The 26509-nt window shown below is 57.5% G+C and carries 19 protein-coding genes; 12 read left to right on the top strand and 7 right to left on the bottom strand.

The features are described 5' to 3' along the window. Window positions 1-1744: 1744 nt before the first annotated feature. The 7 genes from XI05_RS11450 to nodD1 all read right to left on the bottom strand — a co-directional run bounded on the left by XI05_RS11450 (window position 1745) and on the right by nodD1 (window position 11709). Window positions 1745-2470: an outer membrane protein gene (locus XI05_RS11450; protein WP_271501560.1), complete on the bottom strand. Its 726-nt coding sequence runs from the start codon at window positions 2468-2470 to the stop codon at window positions 1745-1747. 483 nt (window positions 2471-2953) lie between these two features. Beyond that, a complete protein-coding gene (locus tag XI05_RS11445) occupies window positions 2954-3199 on the bottom strand; it encodes a hypothetical protein (RefSeq protein ID WP_036030671.1) in 246 nt (81 codons plus the stop codon). 991 nt (window positions 3200-4190) lie between these two features. Next, complete coding sequence (locus tag XI05_RS11440) at window positions 4191-4553, bottom strand: NolY (RefSeq protein WP_271501558.1); 363 nt, start codon at window positions 4551-4553, stop codon at window positions 4191-4193. Window positions 4554-6070: 1517 nt separating this feature from the next. Further along, complete coding sequence (locus tag XI05_RS11435) at window positions 6071-7210, bottom strand: branched-chain amino acid ABC transporter substrate-binding protein (protein WP_271501556.1); 1140 nt, start codon at window positions 7208-7210, stop codon at window positions 6071-6073. 298 nt (window positions 7211-7508) lie between these two features. Further along, entirely contained in the window at window positions 7509-8213 is a 705-nt protein-coding gene (locus tag XI05_RS11430) for a MerR family transcriptional regulator (protein WP_271501567.1), read from the bottom strand. Window positions 8214-9205: 992 nt separating this feature from the next. Beyond that, complete coding sequence (nodD2, locus tag XI05_RS11425) at window positions 9206-10120, bottom strand: transcriptional regulator NodD2 (RefSeq protein ID WP_271501553.1); 915 nt, start codon at window positions 10118-10120, stop codon at window positions 9206-9208. A gap of 644 nt (window positions 10121-10764) precedes the next feature. Next, window positions 10765-11709, bottom strand: a complete 945-nt coding sequence (gene nodD1, locus XI05_RS11420; protein WP_271501550.1) for a transcriptional regulator NodD1 — start codon at window positions 11707-11709, stop codon at window positions 10765-10767. Between the two features lie 824 nt (window positions 11710-12533). Between nodD1 and XI05_RS11415 the strand changes: the two genes are divergently transcribed. From XI05_RS11415 to XI05_RS11360, 12 genes are all read left to right on the top strand, one after another. Continuing rightward, a complete protein-coding gene (locus tag XI05_RS11415; protein ID WP_271501547.1) occupies window positions 12534-13166 on the top strand; it encodes a NodA family N-acyltransferase in 633 nt (210 codons plus the stop codon). Continuing rightward, window positions 13163-13822, top strand: coding sequence for a chitooligosaccharide deacetylase NodB (nodB, locus tag XI05_RS11410; protein ID WP_442869259.1), 660 nt, complete (start codon window positions 13163-13165; stop codon window positions 13820-13822). Before XI05_RS11415 ends, nodB begins: the two co-directional genes overlap by 4 nt. Before the next feature lie 17 nt (window positions 13823-13839). After that, window positions 13840-15216, top strand: coding sequence for a chitooligosaccharide synthase NodC (gene nodC, locus XI05_RS11405; RefSeq protein WP_271501544.1), 1377 nt, complete (start codon window positions 13840-13842; stop codon window positions 15214-15216). Between the two features lie 11 nt (window positions 15217-15227). Continuing rightward, a complete protein-coding gene (nodS, locus tag XI05_RS11400; RefSeq protein ID WP_271501542.1) occupies window positions 15228-15857 on the top strand; it encodes a nodulation methyltransferase NodS in 630 nt (209 codons plus the stop codon). A 13-nt stretch (window positions 15858-15870) separates the two neighbouring features. After that, window positions 15871-17580, top strand: a complete 1710-nt coding sequence (gene nodU, locus XI05_RS11395; RefSeq protein ID WP_271501541.1) for a nodulation protein NodU — start codon at window positions 15871-15873, stop codon at window positions 17578-17580. Window position 17581: 1 nt separating this feature from the next. Further along, entirely contained in the window at window positions 17582-18502 is a 921-nt protein-coding gene (nodI, locus tag XI05_RS11390) for a nodulation factor ABC transporter ATP-binding protein NodI (RefSeq protein ID WP_271501539.1), read from the top strand. A 3-nt stretch (window positions 18503-18505) separates the two neighbouring features. Next, complete coding sequence (locus XI05_RS11385) at window positions 18506-19294, top strand: ABC transporter permease (protein WP_172789338.1); 789 nt, start codon at window positions 18506-18508, stop codon at window positions 19292-19294. Window positions 19295-19685: 391 nt separating this feature from the next. Further along, a complete protein-coding gene (locus XI05_RS11380; protein WP_271501538.1) occupies window positions 19686-20303 on the top strand; it encodes a hypothetical protein in 618 nt (205 codons plus the stop codon). Continuing rightward, window positions 20300-21412: a nodulation protein NodZ gene (locus XI05_RS11375; RefSeq protein ID WP_271501537.1), complete on the top strand. Its 1113-nt coding sequence runs from the start codon at window positions 20300-20302 to the stop codon at window positions 21410-21412. The genes XI05_RS11380 and XI05_RS11375 overlap by 4 nt, the downstream gene beginning before the upstream one ends. Before the next feature lie 692 nt (window positions 21413-22104). Beyond that, entirely contained in the window at window positions 22105-22941 is an 837-nt protein-coding gene (locus XI05_RS11370; RefSeq protein WP_271501535.1) for an SDR family NAD(P)-dependent oxidoreductase, read from the top strand. 248 nt (window positions 22942-23189) lie between these two features. After that, window positions 23190-24935, top strand: coding sequence for a nif-specific transcriptional activator NifA (gene nifA / locus XI05_RS11365; protein ID WP_442869260.1), 1746 nt, complete (start codon window positions 23190-23192; stop codon window positions 24933-24935). Between the two features lie 498 nt (window positions 24936-25433). Continuing rightward, a complete protein-coding gene (locus tag XI05_RS11360; protein WP_271501529.1) occupies window positions 25434-26300 on the top strand; it encodes an electron transfer flavoprotein subunit beta/FixA family protein in 867 nt (288 codons plus the stop codon). Window positions 26301-26509: the final 209 nt, after the last annotated feature.

Here is a 26509-nt window from a genome sequence, read left to right as displayed (position 1 = left end):
AGGCGAGCATCGCAATACTTGTTCAGAAGGGAGGTCTGCAAGTCCTAACTTTCCAATGCTCAGGCCAGCATAAAGCTGACGGATACCCTCTCTAATGTCTTTGCGATATATCAAACCCGCGTAGCGGTTTCTGAGATCTGGTCCCGTTTTCGATGTTACTGCGAACGCGACTCAGGGACAGGGCGAGGGAGTGAGAGTCGCTCGTTGGCGGCTATGCTGAACGTTTAGGATATGAATTCTCATGAGAGCACGGTCGAAGCGACTAGACGTGCCCGACGAGCCCGCGCAACGTTCAATCGCTCATGCGAGCACACGTCGTTTCGGCATTCGCTGAGGGCCAGTGATTTTTGCGACGAAAACAGGAATTGCAGGTCTCACCGGAAGCAGCTGAGCTTGCCGCAGAGTTTCAAACCGGTTTTTCCAAGCAAAAGCCGATTTGGTTGCTCACAGGGTTCAACGGATGCCTCCCGTCAAAGGCCGGCGTGCCACGGAGGACAAGTTGCTTGCTGGATGAGAGCGAGAGGAGCGCAATAGTACAACGTGACGCGACGTGCGATTCAAGTCCGTCGGCGCAGCCGACGAAAACTCGCTTTGATCTCTAGTATCAAATGCATGAGCCTCAATTCCGCCACGCTGCTTGTCTCATTGCCACAAGCATCATCACGGATGTACTGATGATGTTGGGGCGAACCCGGCGCACTTTCAGCCCCCCGGCCGAGTGCGTCGGGGCGCCTTGGTTCGGCGGCGTCTCGTTCCTGTCTAATGCAGCTCACCAACTCACAACGGTTGTGGACGTTCTGCCGATAGCAAAGCAAATTCTGGCCAGATACATCAGACGTAACACTATTTGGATGGTCTATTCTGACTGACCAGCTGGGTTGTTTTCTTTAGAACATAGCCTTTGCAGCTATCGATCGCTGCTGCAGCTCTCAGTGTCACATAGGCCGCCTGGTCAGGCGTCGACCATCCAGTCACTATGTTCTCGATGCGGCGAGCTCGAGCCGGCTATGCAGGATTTGGGGTGGAGATCCTGCGGGTTTTCATTGCATGAATGCGTTCCCATCCTGGTATTCCAGTCCGGTCACAAGGGATCGAGGAAGTTTGTGGTTCGGTAGACCAACCGAGCCTGCAGATGGTCTTGCGCGAATGCGAGCTGAGCCTATCTAGGCGTCGAGGAGATTGCCGCAACCGCTTGATCAGGCGAAAGTGGGTGCCCCGCCCGACCTCTGTTGTACAGTGCGGTGGCATACCAATGAAAGTTATTAGCAACGGAAATGCAGTACCCCTCGCCAACGCGTAGAGCAGCGAGATGATCGCGAAGAGCGGAGAAGTCATGCGTCAACGATCTTGGCGAAGATCTTCCGCCGTTTTCCACCGAGCCCTTCATAAGTTGTGCATCAGGTGCGGCCTAGTTGTTTTCCGCAAGGGCGCTTAAGTGGGGATGGCGCGGCCGGAGCTGCAGTCAGGTTAAGGTCCTTAGCGAGTGTCGTGTGTATACCGTCCCATAAACTGCCGAACTTGGTACTTGACTGGGCTGGGATAGGGTTGCGCTTTTCGCCCTGAGAGGGCCGGACCGCCGAGGTAAGCTGCATTTCTTGCTGTAAGTCACCCTGTGCCCCGGCTTCGCAGATGGTGCTGTCGCCTTCCCTACCAATGTCATGATTGCCCTTTTTTGTGGGATCAACTCGCGAAAGAACCCCGACCGCGGGCCGGGGTTCCGATTCACGCAACCGCGTGGAGATCTCTATCTAGCAAAGGGCGAGCCAAACTTGTAATTGAGCCGCGCGGTGATGAGATCGACATCCTGGTGGGCGCGATCCGTACCAAGAGCCCCTGGGAAGCTGATATTGCTGCGCTGCATGAAGAAGTGGTTATACTCGACGCCAGCTGACCAGTTCGGCGTGAGGCTGACTTCGGCACCGGCGCCCAGCACGCCACCCCAACGCACATCACTGCTTTTGCCGATCTCGGTACCAGTGGTCACCGAGTTGACCTGATAGGTGTTGCTGGTAACCGCAGCACCACCCTTGCCGTACAGTAGCACGGCATTGAACGCGTAGCCGATATGGCCCGTAAGTAGACCGAATGCATCTGTTGTGGTGCCAACGGTGTTTGCCGGAAAGGCGGTGCTGATATTGGAGCCGTTGAAGTCGGCCCAGTTGCCCTGACCTTCGATGCCGTAGACCATGTTGAAGATGTGCCAACGATAGCCAATCTGGCCGCCAATGGTCCCGCCAGTCGAATTGTGGCAGCCCTCGGGAGTGGCGCCATTGAAATCCCAGCAATTGTGGCTCGTTCCCCAGCCGCCATTTGCACCGATATAGTAGCCGGACCAATCGGTAATCGGGGCCGCGGCCGGCAGCGGTGCCGCTTTGACCTTGACAGGCTGCCCGGCCAAGTCCGTGCCGAAGGAGGGAGTGGCCGCAACGAGTGCGCCGATGCTTGCAGTCAGAATTAGAATGTTTTTCATTCGAGTGTCGTTTCCTTTCGGTGCCCCCCGGCGCCGTGCGTTTATCAATATGAACGCGAATTGCTGTAACTGCCGCACAACATGTCTTGGAAAGAAATGTGTCCAATCGTACGCAGCGTCAGATTGCGGAGCGCGCAAAATGCCGCTGCTCCACAGCCATCGAGACGCTGCGGCCCGGCAGTGGCGCCTCGCGGGGCCCTCTTTGGACGCGCGCCGTTCATGATCGCGTGCGATGCGACTGCAAAGTCGGGAGGTGCTTGGCTCCTTCTGTTGCAAACGGCAAGACGAGGCCGCGCTTACACACTTCGTGCATGCTGACGGATCGGACAGATCGGTAATGAAGGCCTTGATTACGGGCGCGCCGGGCAGAGCATGAGTAGAGGAAAGTCTGCTCGACCACGCTCTGACCCGATTTGTCTATCGCATAGACCCGTTAGATGCGTTTACCAAGCCGGACGCTCCCAGCGGTACGGCTGCAAGCGCTCATTGCTCGGTCGACGGCGCGAGTTCAGCACGCAAGTTGCGTATCGCCTCGTTTGCCAGATTCAGAGTATTCCGTTCGCCTTTTCTTATCGAACACTCAAGGTAAGTGCGCAATCGTCTATGAAGGACGGCTTTGAGATTATGTGCCAGCAAGGGATCCTTCTCGACGAAGCCCCAAGCCTTGTCAAATGCGACGCTCACGACAGCATCTGGCACCTGCACTTGGTCAGAAGAAAACTGATCCATCTAGAACACTCCTCGACATCCTGACACAAGGGAGTACCCTCCCAAAAGCTAACCGAGATTTCGTGACGTGTAGCAAGCAAGACATCAGCGTGCAGCCCCCCGATCGAGCTGCTCTCGGTGCTTTAGGGAAGTTTACAGATCGTTGTTGAAAGTCGGATGACCGAATGTCGTATTGCCAGGCGCAGTCGATAATTCTGAAAGCAGTGAAACGAGCAGGGATTCTAGCCCTCTTCTTTACCGTAGTGGGCAGTTGATTGGCATCGACAATAAATTGTGGATGTTCTTCCTGCGATCGGAAGATCCGCGCCAGGCCAGTCACGACTAACCGGACGTGAGCGGCCCAACCGCAACATTGGGATCTCGGAAAGCTATGTGAGGTTCTCTGATACGGACAGGTGGTGCGCGCCGCGTCTCAGCGCCACCAGTGCGCGGCGGACAATATCGGGGTGCCCCGCGGAAAGATTGCTAACGTGCGGAGTGGCTGATCGCCCTGTTCCGAGCATTAGCTTTGAAGGGTGCCACACATCCAACATGTCGTAGCTGCCTTATTTGGTAGATCTTGATCGAAGCAAGAAGCACCACATGCCCTAGAGCTGCCTTGGGAATCGTATCTGATACATGTAGCGAGTTCGAAGGTCTGCGCAGGCAGCGGTCGGAAGCGGCGATAGCCGTCCGTTGTCTCGAACGTATGTGTGGGGTTGCGCTTCCGCGCTATCAGCTCTTTGGTGGCCACAGGCGACGAGGGACAGCAAGGTCTTGCCAGACCGAACGCAACTGTGTTGTCCGCGGCGCGAGATAAAGCGAGCCTGCTCTCGAACGTCATCGCGAGCAGTTGCGATACAGAAAGCCAGCGGACGCGACCCGCTTATGGACGGGGCGCCCATAAGCCGCATACCCTCGATCTGGTGCGGACGACATTGGCACGAGTGTCAGTCCAGCGATAAACGTTCGGTCGGCGCCGTCGACGTCCAGAAAAAAGCAAAATGAAAGTTCAGTCCGCCGCCGCACGTGAAAAAATCAGCTTGGCGATCGTCATTCGATTGACGGAAGTTCGTAGCGCTGCCGGTAATGCCGCCACAGTCTGATCGAAGAGGCGTCCCAAAAACTGAAGGTCCTCGGGCTGGTAAACGCCACGGTCTCGCAACAGTCGCATTCGTCCGTCACCGGTGCTCGTATCACCACGCTGGCCGAGCTCCAACTCCGCCGTAATCATTTGGCCTATGAGTGCATTGAGCAGTCGGATCGCCTCGAGCTCGTTGCCTTCTTCGCGCATGAGCGCGGCCACGATGTCGAGTTGCAGGTCGATGCGATCCTCGAGATCCTGTATGCGTGAATTGGAAGGGTCAAGTTTCACGGTATTTCTCCAAAGTGGTGAAATGCAAGACAGGCGGAATAAGCCTAGTCGTTTCCCGTTCGCCAGACGCCGGATGCGTCGGCGGACGAATCGCTGTTGCACAGGAGGTGCGCACGATCCCCAAACAGGGCGGCACACATGTCCCGCGACAGGATCGCAAAGGGGAAGTGAGCGCATATGGAAAAGCCGACAAGCGTTGTAGATGGCCCGCAAGTCTATTGGACCGTGATCGAGCCGTCCCGCGGGTCGGATAACTGCAGTGCCTCCAGTCGGGAGCACACGGGTGGTTGTACTGCCTTGCTTGGAGCCGCGGCGACACGGCTGGATTGTTGATGTTATCGGCTCTGGTCAGAGCGAAAAGTCCGGCCCGCACCGGTGCAAAGGACAGTTCACCTGCCCGAGTTCTATGCTGCGGACGCATTTACCTTCGCCGAACAGTGCGCGTGAAAGCTGTCTTCTTGGAGCCGCCAAGTATCATCGCAGAGGCGAGAGACGACAACGTGATAGGCTGCGCGCCCGCCTGCGGTTGCTCATCGCACTGCATTGGTGCCCCGCGTGTTTCGTTGTCAAACATTGCGTGATGCAGCCACGACAGACACGAATTGGGCTACGACCAACCTGCAAGGAATCGTTGTCACGAGACATTCGTGGACTGTTCTTTCCGTAATCCGGCGTCGACTTATGCGGTGTTTGGCTTGAATTAGTAAAATCGAAAGTGTTGATGGGATGCATCCAGTTCGTTGATAGTGCCCGCGAGCAGTCTCACCGCCTTCATCGGAGCCGGCTAATTGGTGCTTCCCGCGGTCTGGGCTCAGAGCCACGTCTAAGGGATGTCGGGCAGGGCTGCTGATCCGTTGATCACCGATCATGATTGACAAAGAAAAAGCCGCAGGGCTGCACGTTTGCGAATAGTTTGAAGTGGACCCCAAGAAGCTCTGGGGTAGTCCCAAGCCGAAGAGACAGACATGCAACGTCGGCGCCTGCGATCCACCAGCTGTGGTTACCCACAGTACCCGACTATAGCCTATGTGGTGGGTCCTGATTGCTTCATGCCGTCCCGCTCTCTCCCTGCGTGGATCCGAGCTTGCGCGATATGATAGGTACAGGCGAATGCGTCAATGGCGATCCGGCTGTCAGTTTGATCGAAGTAGCGAACGCGCCCCCATCTGAGCCATAGCGTGACTATAAACTCGTTAGCTTCTCGTTCCTCCCTCCAGAACCTTCAATCACTTGGCGGCAGAAAGGTCATGCCTTCAGACCCGCCAGAACTGTAGTCGACCGCTCAGCGGTCCTGTGCTGCCGGACGGATCGGGACAACGGGGCTGCTATTTGTCTATCATCGGACGTAGCACCTCTGTCAGCTCGACCCTAGCTAGCTCTGCGAGCGCCGCAGCGAGCGCGAAAAACGTTCCGAAAGCAGCAAGTATAAAAGAGCTAGCGAGTATCGCTGCGATAACGTTCTGAGGGCGTCTCGTCATTCGTGATACATTGCGTTTGGAGCCGGCGGTGCGTGCCAATCAGTACTTCTTGACACGTTCAACACGGCCGTCGCGCCAGCGGTAAACCAAAAATCCAGAAGCCGAGTTGTCTCCCTTTTTGTCGAACCGGACCGGGCCAATCACGGTGTCGACCGGCCGTGAACGAAGTGCGCTGGCGACCCGCGTAGCATGGAACGAGCCGCTCCGGTTCACCGCCTCTGCCCAGGCTTGCACAGCTGCATAGGCGTATAGCGTGTAGCCTTCACCGGACAGGCCGGAAGCTTTGAGTCCGGCGACCACGCCGGCCGCCTTGGCACTCCCGGCGGGATTGGGCATGAAGGTAAACAATGTGCCATTCCCAGCGCTGCCGGTAATCGCCCAGAATTCAGAGGTCATCAGCGGATCGTTTGCCATGACTATGAAGTCTGCTTTTGCATCTGATGCCTGGCGAACAAACAATCCGATTTCGGTATGATAGCCGCCGATATAGGCGACGCGCACTTGATCCTTTTTCATTCTTGAGACCAGCGCTCTGAAGTCCCGTTCACCTGCAACATAGCTTTGCCGACTGACTTGTCGTCCGAATCCATGAAGCTGGGCTTCGACCACGTCGGCAATGCCCTTTCCAGCAGTGCTCTTGTCGTCGATCACCGCGATGTTCTCGTTGGGATGGTTCACGTGAATGTACTCGGCGGCAACGGTTCCCTGTTGGTCGTCGCGGCCGCAGATCCGAAAGACAGTCTTAAGGCCGCGCTCTGTTAGCTGAGGAGTTGACGAGCCTGGTGACACCTGAACGATGCCTGCTTCAGCGTAGATGTCGGAGGCCGGGATCGACGAAGAGGAACAAAAATGGCCAACTACCAACAGGACGCGCTCTGTCGCGAGCTTATTCGCAACTGCGACAGCTTGCCTTGGGTCGCAGGCGTCGTCAGCGACCCTCAATATGACTTTGGCATTATCCGGAAGTAGGCCCGAAGCGTTCAATTCCTCAACCGCCGCAGCTGCACCATCGCGCATTTGCGCGCCGAACGCGGCGCTGCTTCCAGTCATTGGGCCAGCCACGGCGATCTTTACTTCAGAACCGCGCGCAAGCGGGGCGGCGAGAGCGCAGAAGAGAATCGCCGCACTTGCAACAGAAGCGCGCTGCGTATTTGCTATTGTATAGCCTTCAATGCTCACTGAAGTGATCCCAAGTGGTTGTGATCAGACACCCCTGCAGGTCAAGGCTGCTCCAAGCCAAACGTGCGTTGGCTCGACCAGCTTCCAATTTCCGTAGAGTCTACAATTTAACGTTACGTTCGGATCAAGCGCTTTTGAGGGGCGTGGGTGCGTCAGGGGCGCGCATCGGCGGGCTATGACCGTCTGTCCGCTTGAGCTCATAAAGCTTTCAGCCCGCATCAGAGCGCGGCCGATCAACCTAGCATTGTCAGGTGCCTTCAACCGACGTGTGGAAAGGGCCATGAACGGGTCAGTACGGCTAATCCTCCAACCCGCCAAGGGCGAGATCGAGATATTGCATCAGGCAGGGATCCCAACCAGCCAGAGCGCGGGGGGCGCTCAGGCGTGCAAGTACCTTCAGGATCATCGAAGCGCGTGAATCGGCGCCGGCGATTTCGCTGATCAGCAAGCGTGCTGCAACTGCGACAGCCTTTGCGCGCTCACCGCAAGGGGGCTCGCTCCGATCCATGCAATCGCGAAGGTCGTCACGGATTCGCCGCCACCGGTCCTCGCGCTCTGAAGCTGAATTGCAGATGCATGGGGTCGTTTGACTACGCGTCTCGACTCGCGACATGGCATTCAGAGTGGCAGGCAGCTCATCCACACTTACTTGCGCCTCGCCGTCGATTGTCATGTTGCGCAAACGGTCGCGCAACAGAGTTGCTCGAGCGACTTGAAGTTCTATGCGCTCTAAATGTTTGTGCAGCAGGTCCGTGAGCGAAGTCGTGCCCTCCATGGCTTTACGGATCTCGACAAGTGAGAAGCCAAGCTCACGCAGCGCGCGAATCTGCTGAACCCGCTGCAGGCTTTCGCGGTCATACATCCGGTGGCCGCCGTCAGTACGCTCTGTGGCTGCTAGGAGTCCTGTGTGCTCATAATGGTGCAGCGTGCGCACCGTTACTCCGGTCGCCTCTGCAAGTTCGCCAATGCGCCATCGACGCCTTCTTGGTGTAGGTTTGTTCATGTTGTTCAATTTTGAAGCCTACAACCTGACGTCACGTATGATTCAAGCTGCTTTCTAAGCGTCAGCCTGAATCGTCTTCCATTCTCCAGCGCGAGAGTGGTGACTATCCTTAGAATGGCGGCGGATCAACCCTGAGGGGAAAGGGTGATCAACAACTTCGCCAGGCATGCCAGTTGAGCCTCGCCAGCCGCTGTACGCTCCAGGATGAGCTTGGCGATTGCCGTGCGATTTTCTGGACTCCGCATCGATGGGGGTAGCGCGTCGACGGCGCTGTCATAAAGTCGTCCGAGGGCAGAAAGCTCTTCTGGATCGAACACGCTGCTGCATAGCTTCAACCTTCAGCTCCTTGTTTGAATTGCGTCCAGGGCAGCGCACGTCGTCAAGACGTTTGGCTGCGGTAGGGCCAAAAGAAGTCATACCTGCGGCGCAGAGCGACGGAGATGCGGTGTACTGTAGAGTGATGCCATAGGGCCACACGCGAGCGCGGATGCTTGCTTCGACAGCGCGGCAGAACCGGGCGATATGTATGATCGACGCCCTCTATGCTCACGATGCATTTTGTTGCGGCTCCAAAAAGGCCGATCGCCTCCATTCATGGGGAGCAACTACTAACTCGGAGAGTTGACGACAGGAGCCCCGTGCCGGCCTTCACCAAAGACGCGCTTGGCGGCCGCGGTGGCAACGTAAACGCCTGGCCTAAGCGCGAACGTGCTGCTCCGTCCCCGTCTCTAAAGCCAGACACACTGCGGTTGTGATATCGCGCCTAACGCCAACGCGCGAAAGAAATCAAGAACGTCTCACGAACCGCGCGCCCGGAGGGTCTTTATCCCGCGACAAGGAGAGCAAGCCAGGCAGGTGGAATTGTGTGTGTTGAGACAAGTGTTGGAATGTGAAGTTCGTAGACTTCACGAACGTCGTTACGGCAACGGCGAGACGGGTGCGAAGTTTCCGGCACTGCCCGTTCCTTCCGGAGTGCTGGTTACGGGGTGCTCTTATGCAGTTGCCATGCGCGTGGCCTCCTCGAACAATATTTCCCGCATCCACAGGCTTTCCGGGTCATTGTTGTGAATTGCGGGCCATTGGACCGCTTCGGTGAAGACGGGGAATGGATCCGGAAGCTCGACAATCTGAAGAGGCATGGTCTTCTGGAAATGCCTCACCAGCCCTAATGGCATCGTGCCTATGCGGTTCGTCCCAACAAGGAGGGGCGGGACCATGCTGAAGCTCTGCACGAGAATGTCGATGCGCCGAGTAGGACCGAGATCGATTAAGAATGATTGCTCAATTGGCGTGTGGGGCGCACCTCCGTGCTTAACTGCAACGTGACCCATCGACATATATCGATCGAATGTAAGCCCGCGTTGTAATTCCCTGTTCGTGCAGCAACCTACGCAGACGAGTCTCTCCTCGAATAGGGCCGCCCTGGGGTGCGCGCTGGACAGGAGAGAATCTGGCAGGATAACAAAATCGACTTCGCCGCGGCGGAGGAGCTCGTCGTGCTCAACGGTCGGCGCCGCCAGTTCGAAGCTGACGGTGGGGGCTTCTCGCGTGACGCGCTCCACGACATTTCTTAAGAATACAACTGTTATGAAATCAGAAAGGGCGATCCTGAATCGCCGGCTCGATCGAGCTGGATCGAACACGTCACGCGCCATAATTGAGAGTTCAATGTGCACCAGAGCCTGGCGTACCGGAGCTGCGAGCGCTTCCGCGCGCGAGGTCAAGACAAGTTCGCGCCCCCTCATCCCAAACAGTTCATCGCCAAAATATGAGCGCAACCGGGCAACGGCTGCGCTCATGGCCGGCTGACTGAGATTGATCCTGCGTGCCGCTGAGGTGAGATTGCGCTCAGTTATCAGAGCATCCAGCGCGACGAGAAGATTTAGATCCAGACCTTTGAAACGCATCTCTTCTTATCCGGCGCAAACGTCCTTGCTGCGAAAAAGGGTGCGGTGGCGGCTGCGTCTGGAGCAATCGTCCTGGCTCGCCCGAATGGACATCGGCTCAACCCTGCCATCAAGACAAGAAGCTAGCGAAACGACAACAAGAATGGACAGCAAGCGGTAAGCCGATCGGCGGCGGCGGGAAAGCGTCAGGACCCTCCAAGCTGATTCGTCTCGCCGGTTTCGGCCGACCACGTAGCTGGTCCGTTCAGCTCGCCGATCGCAGATCACCCCAGCGTCCGTGAGCGCCCTGAGCACACCAGAGCGCCCCCTCGACGGCTGCGTCGTGCAGCGCTAGTCGCGAGGGTCAACCTACAACCTGACGCAATGTGCGATTCAAGCGATTTTATCCGCCAAGCTAAACATTTGTAATGGAGGCGTGTTTTATCCGCGATAGTGCCAGGGTAGCCCTGAATGCAGCGCAAGCCCATCAAACCACACCTGGGAAGTCACCTCGCTTACAACAGGAAAAGTCTTCGCAACGGATCGCTGCATTGTGAGGTCGTGGCAGTGCCTCCCCAGGAGACGCGGAAGCGAGGAAGGGGACCGAGCACGTCTAAGGGCCTGTAGCGTGCTTGGGATATTCGGAGCGGCAGCTTGCGGTGAGCCTAACAGCGCCTGCGAGTTGGAGGCTTTTGCTCACCAGATGCCATGTTGGATGCCTCCTCAAGCAATATCCTCCGCATCCAGATGCTCGCGGGGTCGGTATTGTGAAACGAGGGCCACTGCACGGCCTCTGTGAATATGGGTAGGGGGAGAGGCGGTTCGATGATCCGCAGTGGCATCCGCTTTTCGAAGTGTCTGGCCAGCCGTAAGGGCATCGTGCCGATACGGCTCGTGTCTAACAATATGGGCGGAATCAGACTAAAGCCCTGCACGACGACCTCAATTCGTCTCCGCAGACCGTGCTCAAGCAAAAACCATTCTTCGAGGTTCGGTCTCAGTGCCCGTCCGAACTTGGCAGTAACGTGCCCCATCGAGATGTATTTCTCGAACGTAAGCGGTCGGGATAGCTGCTTGTTCGTGCGGCATCCCACGCACACGAGGGTCTCGTCGAACAGCGTCGCTTTAGGGTGCGCACTCGACATGAACAGTTCCGGCAGAATGAGAAAGTCGACCTCGCCCCGACGAAGCAGCTCATCGGGTTCATCGGAAAATGGCAGCAATTCGAACCGCACGGCGGGAGCTTCTTGTGCCATCCGGTCCACAATTCTGCGGAAGTAAACGATCGTCATGAAATCTGAAAGAATGACCCTGAAGCGTCGACTCGACTGAGTCGGGTCGAACGCGTCGCGCGATATGATTGAGAGTTGGATGTGCAGCAGGGCCTCGCGAACTGGACCTGAAAGCGCCTCCGCGCCAGGTGTCGGGACGAGCTCGCGACCTCTCATAGTAAATAGTTCATCGCGAAAATAGGCGCGCAGCCGTGCGACCGCGGCGCTCATAGCGGGCTGGCTCAAGTTAAGTTTGCGAGCCGCCGCTGTGAGGTTGCGCTCCGTCATCACGGCATCGAGCGCAACGAGAAGATTTAGATCAAGTCCCTTGAACCGCATGTTGTGAGGCTATCCATCGTGTGGATGTGTTCTATCGAAACAATCGATTTTACCAAATTGCGGGATGTTGGATAGCAAACTGAAGTTTGAAAAAGCGAACCAGGCACACCGCAATGGTTTATGATCGTTCAGGTGAGCTCAAAGAAAAGCTCCTGGACGTACGAGCGCACCGCCGCGTCCGTGTCATGGGCGTCGACAGGCGCAGCGTGCGAGCCGTGTTGCGTCTTCGTGCGATGTGCGCTCGTTTGAGCGCCGAGCGGGGCCCGATAAACCTTCGTATGGGGCTGTCATCCGTTTCCATATTCGAGGTTTACCCGCGTACACTTGAGAGCGATTTCAGCATCAATCTAGTGTCAGGGAATAGCGGCAGGCGCGGATTGCGGATGCCAAACATTTCAGGCGCCATTCCAGACGGCTCGCCTGTCCAGCGTATTTGGGGTCTGTTGAAGATGTATAGGAGCCAGTGTGATCTGATGCCGCTCAGATGCGTCATCGACGACGAATCGCGTGTCGGTGGCGTGCCCGCAGCCGTCAACTCTCCCGACGACGATGCAACGGAGGGCGCACGCGCTACCTGGTGCAGACCGGTTCTGGCTAATCCAATTGCCTCACCGGGGTCTTCCGCATGGGCATGGCACATCAGCAGGATGACGAGCGCAAACCAAGCGATAGCGCGAGCACAGGCGAGGGGCGCGGATGCAGGCCAGCGGTGCGGAGCTCCGACAAAGCGCACAGCGGCGCATTTCAGTATTGATCGGCAGCCCTGCAGGTAGAGATCACGTGACCACCTCCCGTTCAATTCAACAGGCGCAAGGACGCTCGCCATGAACATTGCCGTATCCCCGACTGCGGAACGTGCTTCTGCGCGCGCTCAAGTGCAGTGGAGCCTTCGTTGGGAGAGCGAGCTGCGGCTCGCCGATCATGCCGAGCTCGCGGAGTTCTTCCGCAAGAGTTATGGGCCCACGGGTGCGTTCAATGCGCAGCCTTTTGAGGGGAGCCGAAGCTGGGCCGGCGCAAGACCGGAGCTTCGTGCAATTGGTTCCGACGCGCGCGGGGTCGCGGCTCACATCGGGCTGCTACGTCGCTTCATCAAAGTCAGTGAAGTCGATCTCCTTGTGGCGGAACTGGGGTTGTATGCGGTGCGCCCGGATCTCGAAGGACTCGGAATAAGCCACGCAATGCGCGTGATGTATCCCGTACTGCAGGAGCTTGGTGTTCCATTCGGCTTTGGCACGGTTCGGCCGGCGCTTCAGAAACATATGAAGCGACTGGTCGAAAGGCAGGGACTCGCCAGCCTGATGCATGGCATTCGCGTCCGCTCCACGCAGCCGGATGTCTATCCCAATTTATCGCCGACCCGCCTCGAGGACGCGATAGTGGTGGTGTTTCCGCTGGGACGCTCGATAAGCGAATGGCCGGCCGGGACTGTCATCGATCGGAACGGGCCTGAGTTGTGACAGAGCGCTCCACGCCATCCACTGTCCGCTGCGACTACGCCGACGTGAGCGGAGGTGGAGCTGTCTATTTGACCTTTGATGATGGGCCAAACCCATTTTGTACGCCAGAGGTGCTCGATGTGCTGGCGCAACATCGAGTTCCCGCGACATTCTTCGTCATCGGCGCGTACGCGATCGAGCATCCGGACCTCATCCGACGAGTGATTGCGGAAGGTCATGAGGTTGCGAACCATACGATGACCCATCCTGATCTATCCAGATGCGGACCTGCGGAGCTACAGGCTGAAGTTCTGACCGCGAGCGAGGCGATCCGTCTGGCGTGCCCGAAGGCCGCGCCCAGGCATATGCGAGCGCCTTACGGCATATGGACGCAACAGGTGCTCGCAACGACGGCGAGCGCCGGTCTCACGGCTCTGCACTGGTCGGTCGACCCGAGAGATTGGTCCCGCCCTGGAGTTGATACAATTGTGAACTCGGTGCTGGCGAACGTTCGCCCGGGTGCAATTGTGCTCCTGCACGACGGGTATCCTCCCGATGAGGAGAGACTGTGCACCGATGCAACGCTGCGTGATCAGACCACCAAGGCGCTCGCATATTTGATTCCGGCACTACAACGGCGCGGTTTTGCAATCCGTCCACTTCCTCAACTTCACTGAACAAGAACTGACACCCAATGGACCTGCTCGCGACAACCAGTGCTGCCGCTGTTTCAAGTTATGCGGTACTCTCGACTATCTATAAGAGCGTGCAAGCGCTTTATGCCCGGCCGGCGATCAACTCATCATTACAGGACAGCCTGGAGAAAGCGGAGGTGGTCCTTCCCAGTGTGGACGTCATCGTGCCGTGCTTCAATGAGGATCCAAACACGCTCGCCGATTGTCTGGAATCGATTTGCAGTCAAGACTACGCCGGAAAGATACAGGTCTATGTGGTCGATGACGGATCTGCAAACCGCGACGTGGTCGCGCCTGTACACCAGATATATGACAACGATCCGAGAATCAGTATCATCTTGCTGGCAAACAACGTCGGAAAGCGCAAAGCGCAGATCGCTGCAATACGCAGCTCATCCGGTGATCTGGTCCTCAACGTCGATTCCGACACGATACTTGCTGCCGACGTCGTCACGAAGCTTGTATTGAAGATGCATGACCCGGAAGTCGGTGCGACGATGGGTCAACTGATAGCAAGTAATCGTAACCAGACCTGGTTGACCAGGCTGATCGATATGGAATATTGGCTCGCGTGCAACGAGGAGCGCGCGGCTCAGGCGCGCTTCGGTGCCGTCATGTGTTGTTGCGGCCCTTGTGCCATGTATCGGCGTTCCGCACTGACCTTGCTTCTCGATCAATACGAGGCGCAGTTCTTCCGTGGGAAACCGAGTGATTTCGGCGAGGACCGCCATCTAACGATACTCATGCTCAAGGCGGGGTTTCGAACCGAATACGTCCCGGACGCGATAGCAGCCACAGTCGTCCCGCACCGTCTTGGGCCATATCTGCGTCAGCAGCTTCGTTGGGCGCGCAGTACCTTTCGAGATACGTTTCTTGCATTGCGCCTGCTCCCAGAGCTCGATGGTTATTTGACGCTAGATGTTATCGGGCAAAATCTCGGCCCATTTCTCCTCGCGATTTCAACACTTGCTGCGGTTGCAGAGCTCGTGTTCGGTGGCTCTATACCCTGGTGGACGGGATTGACGATTACTGCAATGACTATGGTCCGGTGCAGTGTGGCAGCTCTTCGCGCTCGCGATTTGCGGTTTATCGGCTTCTCGCTCCACACACCGATCAATATCTTTCTATTACTACCATTGAAGGCCTATGCGCTTTGTACATTGAGCAATAGCGATTGGCTATCGCGAAAAGTCACCAATGTGCCGACGGAAGAGGAGAAGCGGCGTGTGATCCTGCACCCGAATGCCGGACGAGGTGCGTCTAGCGTAGGGGTGGGGCCTAATCCCGCTCATAAGGCGGGGTTAGCACACCGCCCGTCGAGCCTGGCGGCCACGGAGAATGTTTCCGCTCGCGATCGCTCGACTGCCTACAGATAAGTGGTCGGCTCATGACTCCGGACGCAAACCATCGGCTATTAGAGCGAGAGTTGGCTGCCGACGACCCATGGCACCTTGACGGTAGTTCGTTCGAACAGGAGCGATACGCGCAAATGCTCCGGATGTCAGGTGGCAACGGAGTTACTGAGTCTGCGCTCGAAGTAGGATGCGCAGCCGGTGCATTCACGGAGCGGCTAGCGCCGCTCTGCGAGCGACTTACCGTGGTGGATGTCATGCCGCAGGCGATCGAGAGAGCGCGATTGCGGACGAGTAAGTGGTCACATATCACTTGGGTTACGTGCGACATTCAGCGGTTCTCGACCACTGAGCAGTTCGATTTAATTTTCGTGGCCGAGGTTCTTTACTACCTCAAAGACGTGGGCGAGATGCATGCGGCTATCCGCAACCTGGTGAGTATGCTCGCGCCAAGTGGCACTCTGATTTTCGGGTCTGCGCGTGATGAATTATGCCAACGCTGGGGCCATGCTGCTGGTGCCGAAACGGTGATCGCGCTGTTCAACGAGAGTTTATCGGAGGTCGAGCGTCGGCACTGCTGCACCGGGGTGGCGAACGAAGACTGTTTGATCGTCCGGTTTCGGAGGCCAGGCGCCTCGTCAGAACAATCTAACGTCGGTCATTAGGCCAGGAGGACGTATGCGCATCTGCGGAATAAAGCTGACACATGACGGAGCAATCGCGGTCGTCGAGGACGGTCGGCTTCTTTTTTGTGTCGAGCAAGAGAAGCGCGGCAACAGTCCACGGTATCAATCCGTCGACAATCTAGATGCAGTCGTGCTCGCCCTGGCGGAGCATGGCCTGGAGCCACGGGATATCGATCAGTTCGTCATTGACGGCTGGGACGGGGAGAATGAATCACAATTCCAGCTCCTAAGCGGAGTGGTGCCGGTCGTGCTAAACGGCGCGCCCTATGTGGAGCGTCATGCTGAGGGCCTCCTTGATCCCGTCGACGGCCTTGGCCTCCTGCTCGGCGGCAAGCAGTTTCCATATAAGAGCTACCCGCATGTCACGGGCCATGTCGCGTCAGCATATAGCACCAGCCCCTTTGCAGCCGCGGGAAAACCCTCGTTCTGTCTGGTGTGGGATGGCTGTATCTTTCCGCGTCTTTACTATGTCGAAGGTTGCGGCGCTCGGTTCATTGGATCGCTGTTTCCGATGATTGGCCACGCCTATGCTGCCGCGGGCCTTCACTTTGGGCCATACCGGCAGCCGAACCGCTCCAGTTGGGATCTGGGCATCGCCGGAAAGCTGATGGCCTACATCGCGCTTGGCTCCATCGATGAAAGCATCGTGGAAGTGTTTCAGGAGCTTTACGAAACACGCTTGGCGGCCGACACGGAGCAGGCTCGCCGCTATCGCGAAGATATCAACAATGCGGAATCGTCTCTTGCAGCTATGCACGAGTTCTTCGAGGCAAGCGCATTGCGCCTGGCGACCAAGAGAGCGGAGGACGTCCTCGCCTCGTTCCACGTCTTTCTGGAACGTCTTCTTGTTAAGGAAATGGCACTGCTTCTGCTAAGATATTCGTCGCTTCCGGGGGCGCGAAATCTATGTGTCGCCGGAGGTTGCGGTCTCAACATCAAATGGAACAGCGCGCTTCGCGCGACGGGATTGTTCGATGATGTCTGGGTGCCGCCGTTTCCGAATGACAGCGGCTCGGCAATCGGCGCGGCGTGCAGTGCTATGGCAGCGCAGAATGGTTTCGGGCCTTTGGAGTGGTCAGTTTACAGTGGTCCTGCCCTCCAGGAGAGCGAGGTTCCGCCGGACTGGAAGGCCGCTCCTTGCAGTTTGAGTGAACTTGCGTCGCTTCTTGCCGACAACAAGCCCGTCATCTTTCTTTCCGGGTGTGCCGAGCTTGGGCCGCGGGCGTTGGGCGGTAGAAGCATTCTTGCAGCCCCAACGAACCCGGCAATGAAGGATCATCTCAACGACATCAAACGTCGCGAGCACTTCCGACCGGTGGCGCCAATTTGTCTGGAGGATCGGGCACCGGAGATCTTCAGCCCGGGCACGCCAGATCCTTACATGCTGTTCGATCACCAGACCCGGGCGAATTGGCGCTCCAAGGTCCCCGCGGTGGTCCATCTTGACGGCTCGGCGCGGCTGCAGACAATTTCCCGCAACTCTCCTCACAAAATTGCCGCGCTTCTCGTCGAATTTGAGCAGCTCACGGGCATTCCGCTGCTCTGCAACACGAGCGCCAACCTCCACGGACGGGGATTTTTTCCGGACGCTGCGGCAGCTTGTCAATGGGGGCGTGTCGAGCACGTTTGGTGCGAGGGCATGCTCTGGAGCAAAACGGTCGTCGAGAAGCCATCGTCCACGGAACGACTTCTGTCAGCCTAAGATGAACATGTCCACTGTGGCGATCGACCTTGCCGGTGTAAAAAAGTCATTTGGCGACAAGCTTATCGTCAACGATCTGTCGTTCTCGGTTGCACGCGGAGAGTGCTTCGGACTGCTTGGGCCGAATGGAGCTGGCAAGAGTACGATTGCGCGCATGCTCCTCGGCATGATCTCGCCCGACGGAGGCAAGATTACAGTCCTCGATGAGCCTGTGCCTTCCCGCGCTCGTGCGGCGCGTGTACGCGTCGGGGTGGTGCCGCAGTTCGACAACCTTGAGCTCGAGTTCACAGTGCGAGAGAATCTGCTTGTGTTTGGCCGCTATTTCGGCATGAGCGCTCGCAAGATCGCGGCGGTTGCACCGTCGCTGCTTGAGTTTGCGCGCCTTGAAAGCAAAGCGGACGTGCGTGTCTCCGAGTTGTCCGGTGGCATGAAGCGGCGGCTGACGCTGGCGCGTGCCCTGATTAATGATCCACATCTACTCGTTATGGACGAGCCGACCACTGGGCTGGATCCGCATGCACGCCACCTGATTTGGGAACGCCTGCGGGCCCTGCTTGCGCGTGGCAAGACCATCCTCTTGACCACTCACTTCATGGAAGAGGCCGAACGCCTGTGCGATCGGCTGTGCGTGCTTGAGAGTGGATGCAAAATCGCCGAAGGCAAGCCAGACGGCTTGATCGACGAGCATATCGGCTGCGATGTGATTGAGATCTATGGTGGTGATCCCAATCACCTCCGAGAGCTGATCAGGCCTTATGCGCGGCATATCGAAGTCAGTGGAGAGACGCTTTTTTGCTACGCGCGCTATCCGGAGCAAGTTCGCGTGCACCTGCGCGGGCAAGCGAACCTTCGCGTACTGCAGCGCCCCCCGAATCTCGAAGACGTGTTTTTGCGGTTGACCGGGCGCGAGATGGAGAAATGAGCGATGAATGATGGTTATGCGTCGGTGATGCCGGCCAACGCGTACAACTGGATCGCGGTATGGCGACGAAACTTCCTGGCATGGAGGAAAGTCGCGCTTGCATCGCTTCTCGGCAATCTCGCAGATCCCATAACCAATCTGCTGGGCCTCGGCTTTGGCCTCGGACTCATCGTAGGACGGGTTGAGGGGACTTCGTACATTGCGTTTTTGGCGGCCGGTATGGTCGCAATCAGTGCGATGACATCCGCGACCTTTGAAACCCTATATGCGGCCTTTGCTAGAATGGGTGTCAAGCGCACCTGGGAGGGAATTCTGTACACACAGCTCACGCTCGGCGACATCGTTCTAGGTGAGTTGGTGTGGGCGGCCAGTAAGTCCGTTCTAGCGGGGACAGCAATCGGGATTGTCGCTGCAGCTCTGGGTTATGCATCCTGGACGTCCATTCTTTGTGCGATACCAACAGTCGCCCTTACGGGTCTTGTCTTCGCCAGCCTGGCAATGGTCGTCATATCTCTTGCGCCAACTTACGACTACTTCGTGTTTTACCAGTCGCTCGTCCTTACGCCCATGGTGTTTCTGTGTGGCGCGATCTTTCCGACAAGCCAACTGCCCGGCTCATTTCAGCACTTTGCGAGCTTGTTGCCGCTCGCACATTCGGTCGACCTTATTCGTCCGACGATGCTTGAGCGCGGCGCGGACAGTGCCGCCCTGCACGTAGGTGCACTCTGTGTTTACGCGGTCTTGCCCTTTTTCGCGTCGACAGCACTATTTCGGCGTCGCCTGCTGCGCTAACGTGAGTTGAGGGAAACGGAGAAAGGGCAATCGATGCGGTGTTATGATGCGCTCTGCAGTAGCTCGGAACTGACTTACTTGGTCTGCTACAGCAGCCTCTGAAATGGGCGATCGAACCAGCTCTACGGCCGCCTGTCGGTCCATCGGTATCGGACGCTAGCACGCTATTTCTAAGCGCCTTTCGCTAGGCGCCGAGACCTTGCCAAGGTCGTGTTGTGCTGTTTGGCCTGCGGACCGGCGGAGCGCGTTTGTACAGGTTAGTTCGCTGGGACGGCAGTTGGGCCTTCCCGTCATGAGGAATTGGAGAACGGGATGTTGTGCCTGGGACTGAGTGGTGATCTTAATAGAATCCATGAAAGCTCTCCGGAGCTGCCGAACACAGGTCTTCACGGTGGCGCTGCGGCTTCTTGTGCAGGATGGCCGCGTACTTGCTGCCGTCGAAGAGGGGTGCCGCAATCGTGTCAAGTACACCAACAAGCTCCCTAGCAACTCGATCCGATGCTGCCTGTCTACTGCAGGAGCCGAGCTCGGCGAGATCGACGGCGTCGCGTTCTACGCGACTAAGGCCTATTGCAAAATCATGCTCGAGCCGTCTTTTTGTTTCTCAACCCGTTACGTTGCACGCCAAACTGTTTCTGCGGCAGCTGTTGGCACGGGAGTTCGTGCAGAGATCGATCCGTCCCGACTTTCCTTCGTGAATCAGCACGAAGCGCATGCCGCCAGCGAGGTTGCCATGTCCGAGTTCGAGCAAAGTCTCATCCTTGCGGTCGACGGCGGCGGCGAGTGTCTCTCAGGCTCACTGTCGGAAGAATGTGATGCCGGAGTTGCGCGCAACTTGACATCCGTAAGTGATGAGCACGACCAGCCTATGCCTGCATGTGAGGGGGCCAATCCATCCGACGTACAGGAGGCAGTGGACATCGGACTTCGGGCAGGTCGATGCAACACCGCTGAAGAAAGGACAGAAATTGTTGAGAGAACGCGGCCATTACGGATGCTCCTGCCATGAAGTTCTACCGACGCAGCTCGCCGGCACCGCGATTCCAGACCGTGACGCCGGGCGAAAAGATAGGCGAGACGTCTGTATCGTTGCCTTTTGTCCAACCAGGAGCGCGCGAAAAGGCAATCGAGATGGTTAGCGGTTCGATGAATGATCGGTTCGTAGTTTCCAGGAGGCGTACGGGGTTTGGTGACTGTCTGTGGTCACTGGCGGCGGCTTGGCGTTTTGCAAAGCAGACAGGGCGGACGCTCGCCATCGATTGGCGGGGGTCTTGCTATCTTGATGAACCATTCACCAATGCCTTTCCGGTCTTCTTCGAACCCGTTGAAGACATTGCCGGCGTGCGGGTGATTTGCGAGGACGACATCAATAAACGCTCGTTTCCAGGACCATTCTTTCCGGCATGGTGGAATAAGTCAGCTATCGATTGCGTCTATCGCCCGGACGAGCAGATCTTCCGGGAACGCGACCAACTCGACCAACTGTTCCAAAGTCAGGGAGATAGTGACGCTAACACGGTTGTGTGCGATGCCTGCCTAATGTGGCGCTGCGATGAAGAGGCGGAGCGAGAGATCTTTCGGAGTATCAAGCCGCGAGCTGCAATTCAGGCGCGGATTGATGCTATCTACCGCGAGCACTTTGAGCCGTACAGCGTGATCGGCATTCATGTCCGGCATGGTAACGGTGAGGACATTATGGGGCATGCTCCCTACTGGGCGGATGCGGAGCGCGCCTTTCGACAGGTCTGTAATGCCATTGACAAGGCGAGGGGGTTACCACATGCGAAGCCTGTGAGGGCGTTCCTGTGCACGGACAGCGCGCTCATCCTTGAGGAGGTTTCGGCAATATTTTCGGATGTCTTTGCGATTCCAAAGCAGTTCCAGGCGCCTCACGCTGGCCCGTTGCACAACGCTGCCCTTGGAGCCGAGGGTGGCTTTTCTGCCCTCACTGAGATGTATCTTCTCGCGCGCTGCAACACGGTGATCCGCTTCCCCCCCACGAGCGCCTTCACACGCTATGCGCGTCTCTTTGCTCCCCGTGTTATAGAATTCGATTTGAACGATCCGAGCAGGTTGATCTTGGTCGAAGACAACTCGCAAGAGCTCGTGGCTTCATGAAGTTGTAAGCCGCTTGGTCGACGTGATTGCTGCTCCTTGCATCCAAGAGTACTGCCAGTTCTTGTATGGGCAGCAATCGTCTGCCAACGTAATGCTGTTGGCGCGAACTCACGGCGAATGGTTGAACGAAGCGACGGCCCTTTGCCCTCGCTTAAGCCGTGACGTCGATAACAACGGCCCTAGAGTGCTGCGCAGCGTAAGCAGACGGAACACGTCGTCCTCACCTTTCAGACCAGTCCCAAATCGGAGCTAGTCAGTGCTCGGGCGTGGATGAACATATCAGTACGCCAGCGATATCCCAGTTCTGCTTAGAGCGACAAATCAAAATCGACGATTGACGAATCTGACGTGCGAGGCTGGTGCGTCAGTTTTGGAGTTGGTGCGGCAAAATGACTATGGTCGCTCCCGAGCGATCTTTGACTTCGGCGAGCGCCGATCAGCCGCATGTTCATTCCGTTGAGCGATCAAGAAAGCGGGCGCGGCCCGTGCCCCTGTGATGAAGCAGGCGAGTGTGCTAGAGAGCTTACGTAGCTGATTTGCCATCGTTGTCACAAAGCGCACCCACGGCTGTCCGAAATCCGCCAAGTGTTCGGCCTGCGCGACGTTAGGACGCAAAACGGAAGTGATTTACCTGCACCGCGGTGGCGCAAATCCTGCTACGCGTGCGCCGGCTTAACAGTAAGGAGGCGGCCTTGGGTCTCGATCTGCCGAATGACGATCTGATTAGAGAGCCGCGGGCCGAAACACATTTTGGTCGCCTCGTTCACGCCGATAAAGCGCGTGATGGTCGTAGAGAACAGAAGACGGTGTTGCTCACCGGGGCATCACGCGGAATTGGTCATGCCACTGCCAAGCTGTTCTCGGAGGCCGGTTGGCGCGTCATTTCTTGCGCACGCCAACCTTTCGACAGCGAGCGATGCCCCTGGGAGGCAGGGAATGACGATCATTTCCAGATCGACCTCAGCAATCATCGAATGCTGCCGCGTGCGATCACCGAGGTCAAGAAGCGCTTGGCTGGTGCGCCCTTGCACGCGCTGGTGAATAATGCCGGTGTGTCGCCGAAAACGCCCGCTGGGGATCGGATGACGTCATTGACCACGTCAACCGAGACCTGGATGGGGGTATTTCATCTTAATCTGGTGGCTCCGATCCTGCTGGCGCAGGGTTTGTTTGACGAGCTAAGAGCCGCGTCAGGATCAATCGTAAATGTGACTTCGATCGCAGGCTCACGGGTGCATCCGTTCGCCGGTAGCGCCTATGCGACCTCGAAAGCGGCGCTTGCGAGCCTCACACGCGAACTGGCCTATGATTATGCGCCGCATGGCATTCGCGTGAATGCGATCGCGCCCGGCGAAATCAAGACCGACATGCTGTCGCCAGACACGGAAGCCCGTCTCGTGCCAAGTATCCCGCTGCGCAGAGTGGGGACCCCGGATGAAGTGGCCAAGGTTATCTTCTTCCTGTGCTCGGATGCGGCGAGTTACGTCACGGGAGCCGAGGTGCCGATCAATGGTGGGCAGCATTTGTAAAGTCGCCGCTCTGGCGATCCAGCACTTGTCCTGCAGCGGCACGTATGTTCTCCGCTGACGACGCGCACACGATCCGCAAAAAGTGAAACGAGGGCACATGCAAGTGTGGTGTCGTGCCATAATCAGGTGTCACGGTTCTATGTCATCTCGTCAACACTTGAGGCTAGATCGAGAGTGACATGCAGAACGAAGCTCGCCAATCCCAACATGGGTCCAGGAAGGATAATCAAGACAACGGAGACCGGCTCATGCTGCATGTCCCATCCTCGGACCGACCTGCCTCGCAACCGGAGCCGGAGCGTAATCCCTCGGGGCAGCCGTCGTATGAGAGTGCGCTGGCCGGCATCCTCGAAATATCGAAAATAGTCAGCGCTCCTGGTCGGCTCGAAGTCACGTTGGCCAAGGTCCTTGGCCTCCTGCAATCGTTTGTGCAGATGCGACACGGCATCGTCTCACTATTGGACGATGACGGCATCCCGAAAATTACAGTTGGTTCCGGTTGGAGCGAAGGCGGCGACGAACGTTACCGCACGTGCCTGCCGCAGAAAGCAATCGCCCAGATCGTGGCGACAGACAGGCCGATAGTTGTCGAGAACGTAGCCGACGAGCCGGCCTTCAGCGCTGCGGACCGGGAGCTTCTCGGCGCCTCCGACAGCATGCCCTTATCGTTCATTGGGGTTCCTATTCGTATTGATCCGAGGGTGGTCGGTACGCTGACAGTAGACCGTATCAAGGACGATGGTTCCAGTCTTCGGCTCGAGCACGATGCGCGGCTGCTCGTTATGGTCGCCAACTTGGTGGGGCAAACAGTAAAGCTACATCGCTTGTTGGCCTGCGATCGCGAACGATTGTTAGTGGACAAAGACCAGCCACAGAAGATCGTTGAGCTTGGGGTGGCCGCTCGCGAGCGCAAGAAGCTTCCCGCCCACGGGATCATCGGCGACAGCGCCGCGCTGAGCGGGCTGCTCGACAAGATTGCGGTTGTAGCCAAATCGAGCAGCACGGTTCTGCTGCGCGGCGAATCCGGCACCGGCAAGGAGCTCGTAGCCAAGGCCATTCACGAGTCCTCGTCCCGTGCTAAACGACCGTTCGTTAAACTGAATTGCGCGGCGCTCCCTGAGACGGTCCTGGAATCGGAATTGTTTGGCCACGAGAAAGGTGCCTTTACCGGTGCGGTAAGCTCGCGCAAGGGGCGCTTCGAGCTTGCTGACAAAGGGACGCTATTTCTGGATGAGATCGGAGAGATCTCCGCTCCGTTCCAAGCGAAGTTGCTGCGAGTTCTGCAAGAGCAGGAGTTTGAGCGCGTCGGCAGCAATCACACGATTAAGGTCGATGTTCGAGTCATAGCTGCGACCAACAAGAACCTTGAAGAGGCCGTCGCAAGGAGCGAGTTCCGCGCGGACCTCTACTATCGTATTAGCGTAGTTCCCTTGTTATTGCCGCCGCTACGCGAAAGACGCAGCGATATTCCGCTGCTAGCCCGAGAGTTCCTTCGAAAGTTCAACAGCGAGAACGGCCGTACGCTCACCCTGGAGGCCAGCGCGATCGATGTACTGATGAACTGCGGATTTCCGGGAAATATTCGTGAACTCGAAAACTGCATCGAGCGAACAGCGACCCTGTGTACCGGGCCGTCGATTGTGAGAAGTGACTTTGCGTGCTGCCAAGGCCAGTGCCTTTCCATGATGCTCTGGAAAAGCACATCGAACGACAAGACCGACCTGGCGGTACCCATGCAACCCGTGCCTGCAAAGTCCATCACTCCGCTAGCTCAAACGACGCTGCCACCGCCGTCTGTCTACGAACCGGCCCCACCGGCACCCGCCGGCACACTTCTGGTTGGTGGTACCAGCGTGACCGATCGGGAGCGGGTCATTGCGGCCATGGAGAAATCTGGCTGGGTGCAAGCCAAGGCAGCGCGCCTACTCGGACTAACCCCGCGCCAAATTGGCTATGCGCTCCGGAAATACGGAATTGAGATAAAGCGGTTCTGAACGACCACATCCGCCAGAGCCGGTAGTGCCAAACAGATACGTGAAGAATGATCCCGAAGAGGCAATCTCCGCAATAGCAAGGGAAACGGCCGGCCTGAGGCAACGACGTCGCGCGCAACATGGATTGAGCGCCATGAGGTAAACAGCCTCACCTGCTTGCCATACAATCGCGAACCGTCCGTAGCTCGAGCAGGTAACAAGGTATCTCTATTCTGCGGACGAGTGAGTGACGATGCTTAACCGTCGATCAGCCCGATGCCGGCAGAGTTTGCGCGGCGTTCATCTTGCGAGCATTCCTTGGTCTGTCGGCTGGCGTGCCGAGCGGAACGCCGTTGTCGGTGCCCTGACCTGTGTCGGCATTCGTTCGTCAGGAAAGCGGGCTCGAGCGCGTTATCGCCCCGTTTAAGCCTTTGCGACAGCGAGCCGATTCCAGAACGGAGACGGTGGTACAACACTTGCTGTTCTCTTCGCAGCTATCGCAGTTGTTGGAGCATCATCGTGCACAATGTCGTCTGCATCAAACAGGTTCCGGACTCAGCGCAAATTCGTGTTCATCCCGTGACCAATACAATCATGCGTCAGGGAGTGCCGACCATCATCAACCCATATGACCTCTTCGCGCTCGAGGCCGCGCTTGAACTGCGTGATCGGTTCGGCGGCGAAATTACCGTGCTTACCATGGGACCGCCATCGGCAGAAGAGTCCTTGCGAAAGGCGTTGGCTTATGGTGCCGATCGCGCCGTCCTACTCACCGATCGCTGCTTTGCTGGCTCCGATACGCTGGCCACAACGTATGCACTTGCAACCGCCATCCGGAGAATCGGTAAGGACTATGGCTCGACAAATCTGATTTTAACGGGAAAGCAGACCATCGATGGCGATACTGCGCAGGTTGGGCCCGGCATCGCAAAGCGAATGGGCGTAGTGCAGCTAACTTACGTTGCGAAGATCAGATCCTTGGACCTCGCCGCTCAAACTATTGAAGTGGAACGACGCTGCGAAGGTGGTGTGCAGGTGTTGCAAACCAAATTACCGTGCCTCATCACCATGCTTGAGGCGACGAATCAAATCCGGCGCGGCGCGATGGCCGATGTCCTGCGTGCCGCGCGTGCCCAAATCGTGAAATGGAGCGCGCAAGAAGCCGGTGTCGAAGACACTTCCAACTGCGGGCTCAAGGGCTCGCCGACGGTCGTTAAGCGGGTGTTCGCTCCCTCTGCACGGGCCGAGAGGGCGGCGCTGGTTGAGGCCGCCGAGCAACCGGCGCAGGCGTTGATAGACGCAATTTTCTCACGTCAACCGAAGCTCGAAACCGATCTTGCGGCACTTGCTCGTCACGCCCGATCGGGAGAGTCTAGGCCATCATAATAGATACGCCCCAGGAATGTATCATCGCCGGACCGGTGTGTCGAAGAGCGCGCAAGATGTAGCGACGCATCTCGGCCGGCTACCAATACGGTCTGCCTATCTTACCCGTCGAACTCGCGAGCAGCTGGGGCGCATGCTCCGTAGATCACACGATAGATTCTCGGAGTCGCGCGGGATTATCGGGGCGCAGGCAAAGGCGCCTGCGCATG

Source organism: Bradyrhizobium sp. CCBAU 11357, from assembly GCF_028128865.1.
Lineage (GTDB): Bacteria > Pseudomonadota > Alphaproteobacteria > Rhizobiales > Xanthobacteraceae > Bradyrhizobium.
Note: the sequence above shows the minus strand (reverse complement) of the source record. Positions and strands in the feature narration are given on the sequence as shown.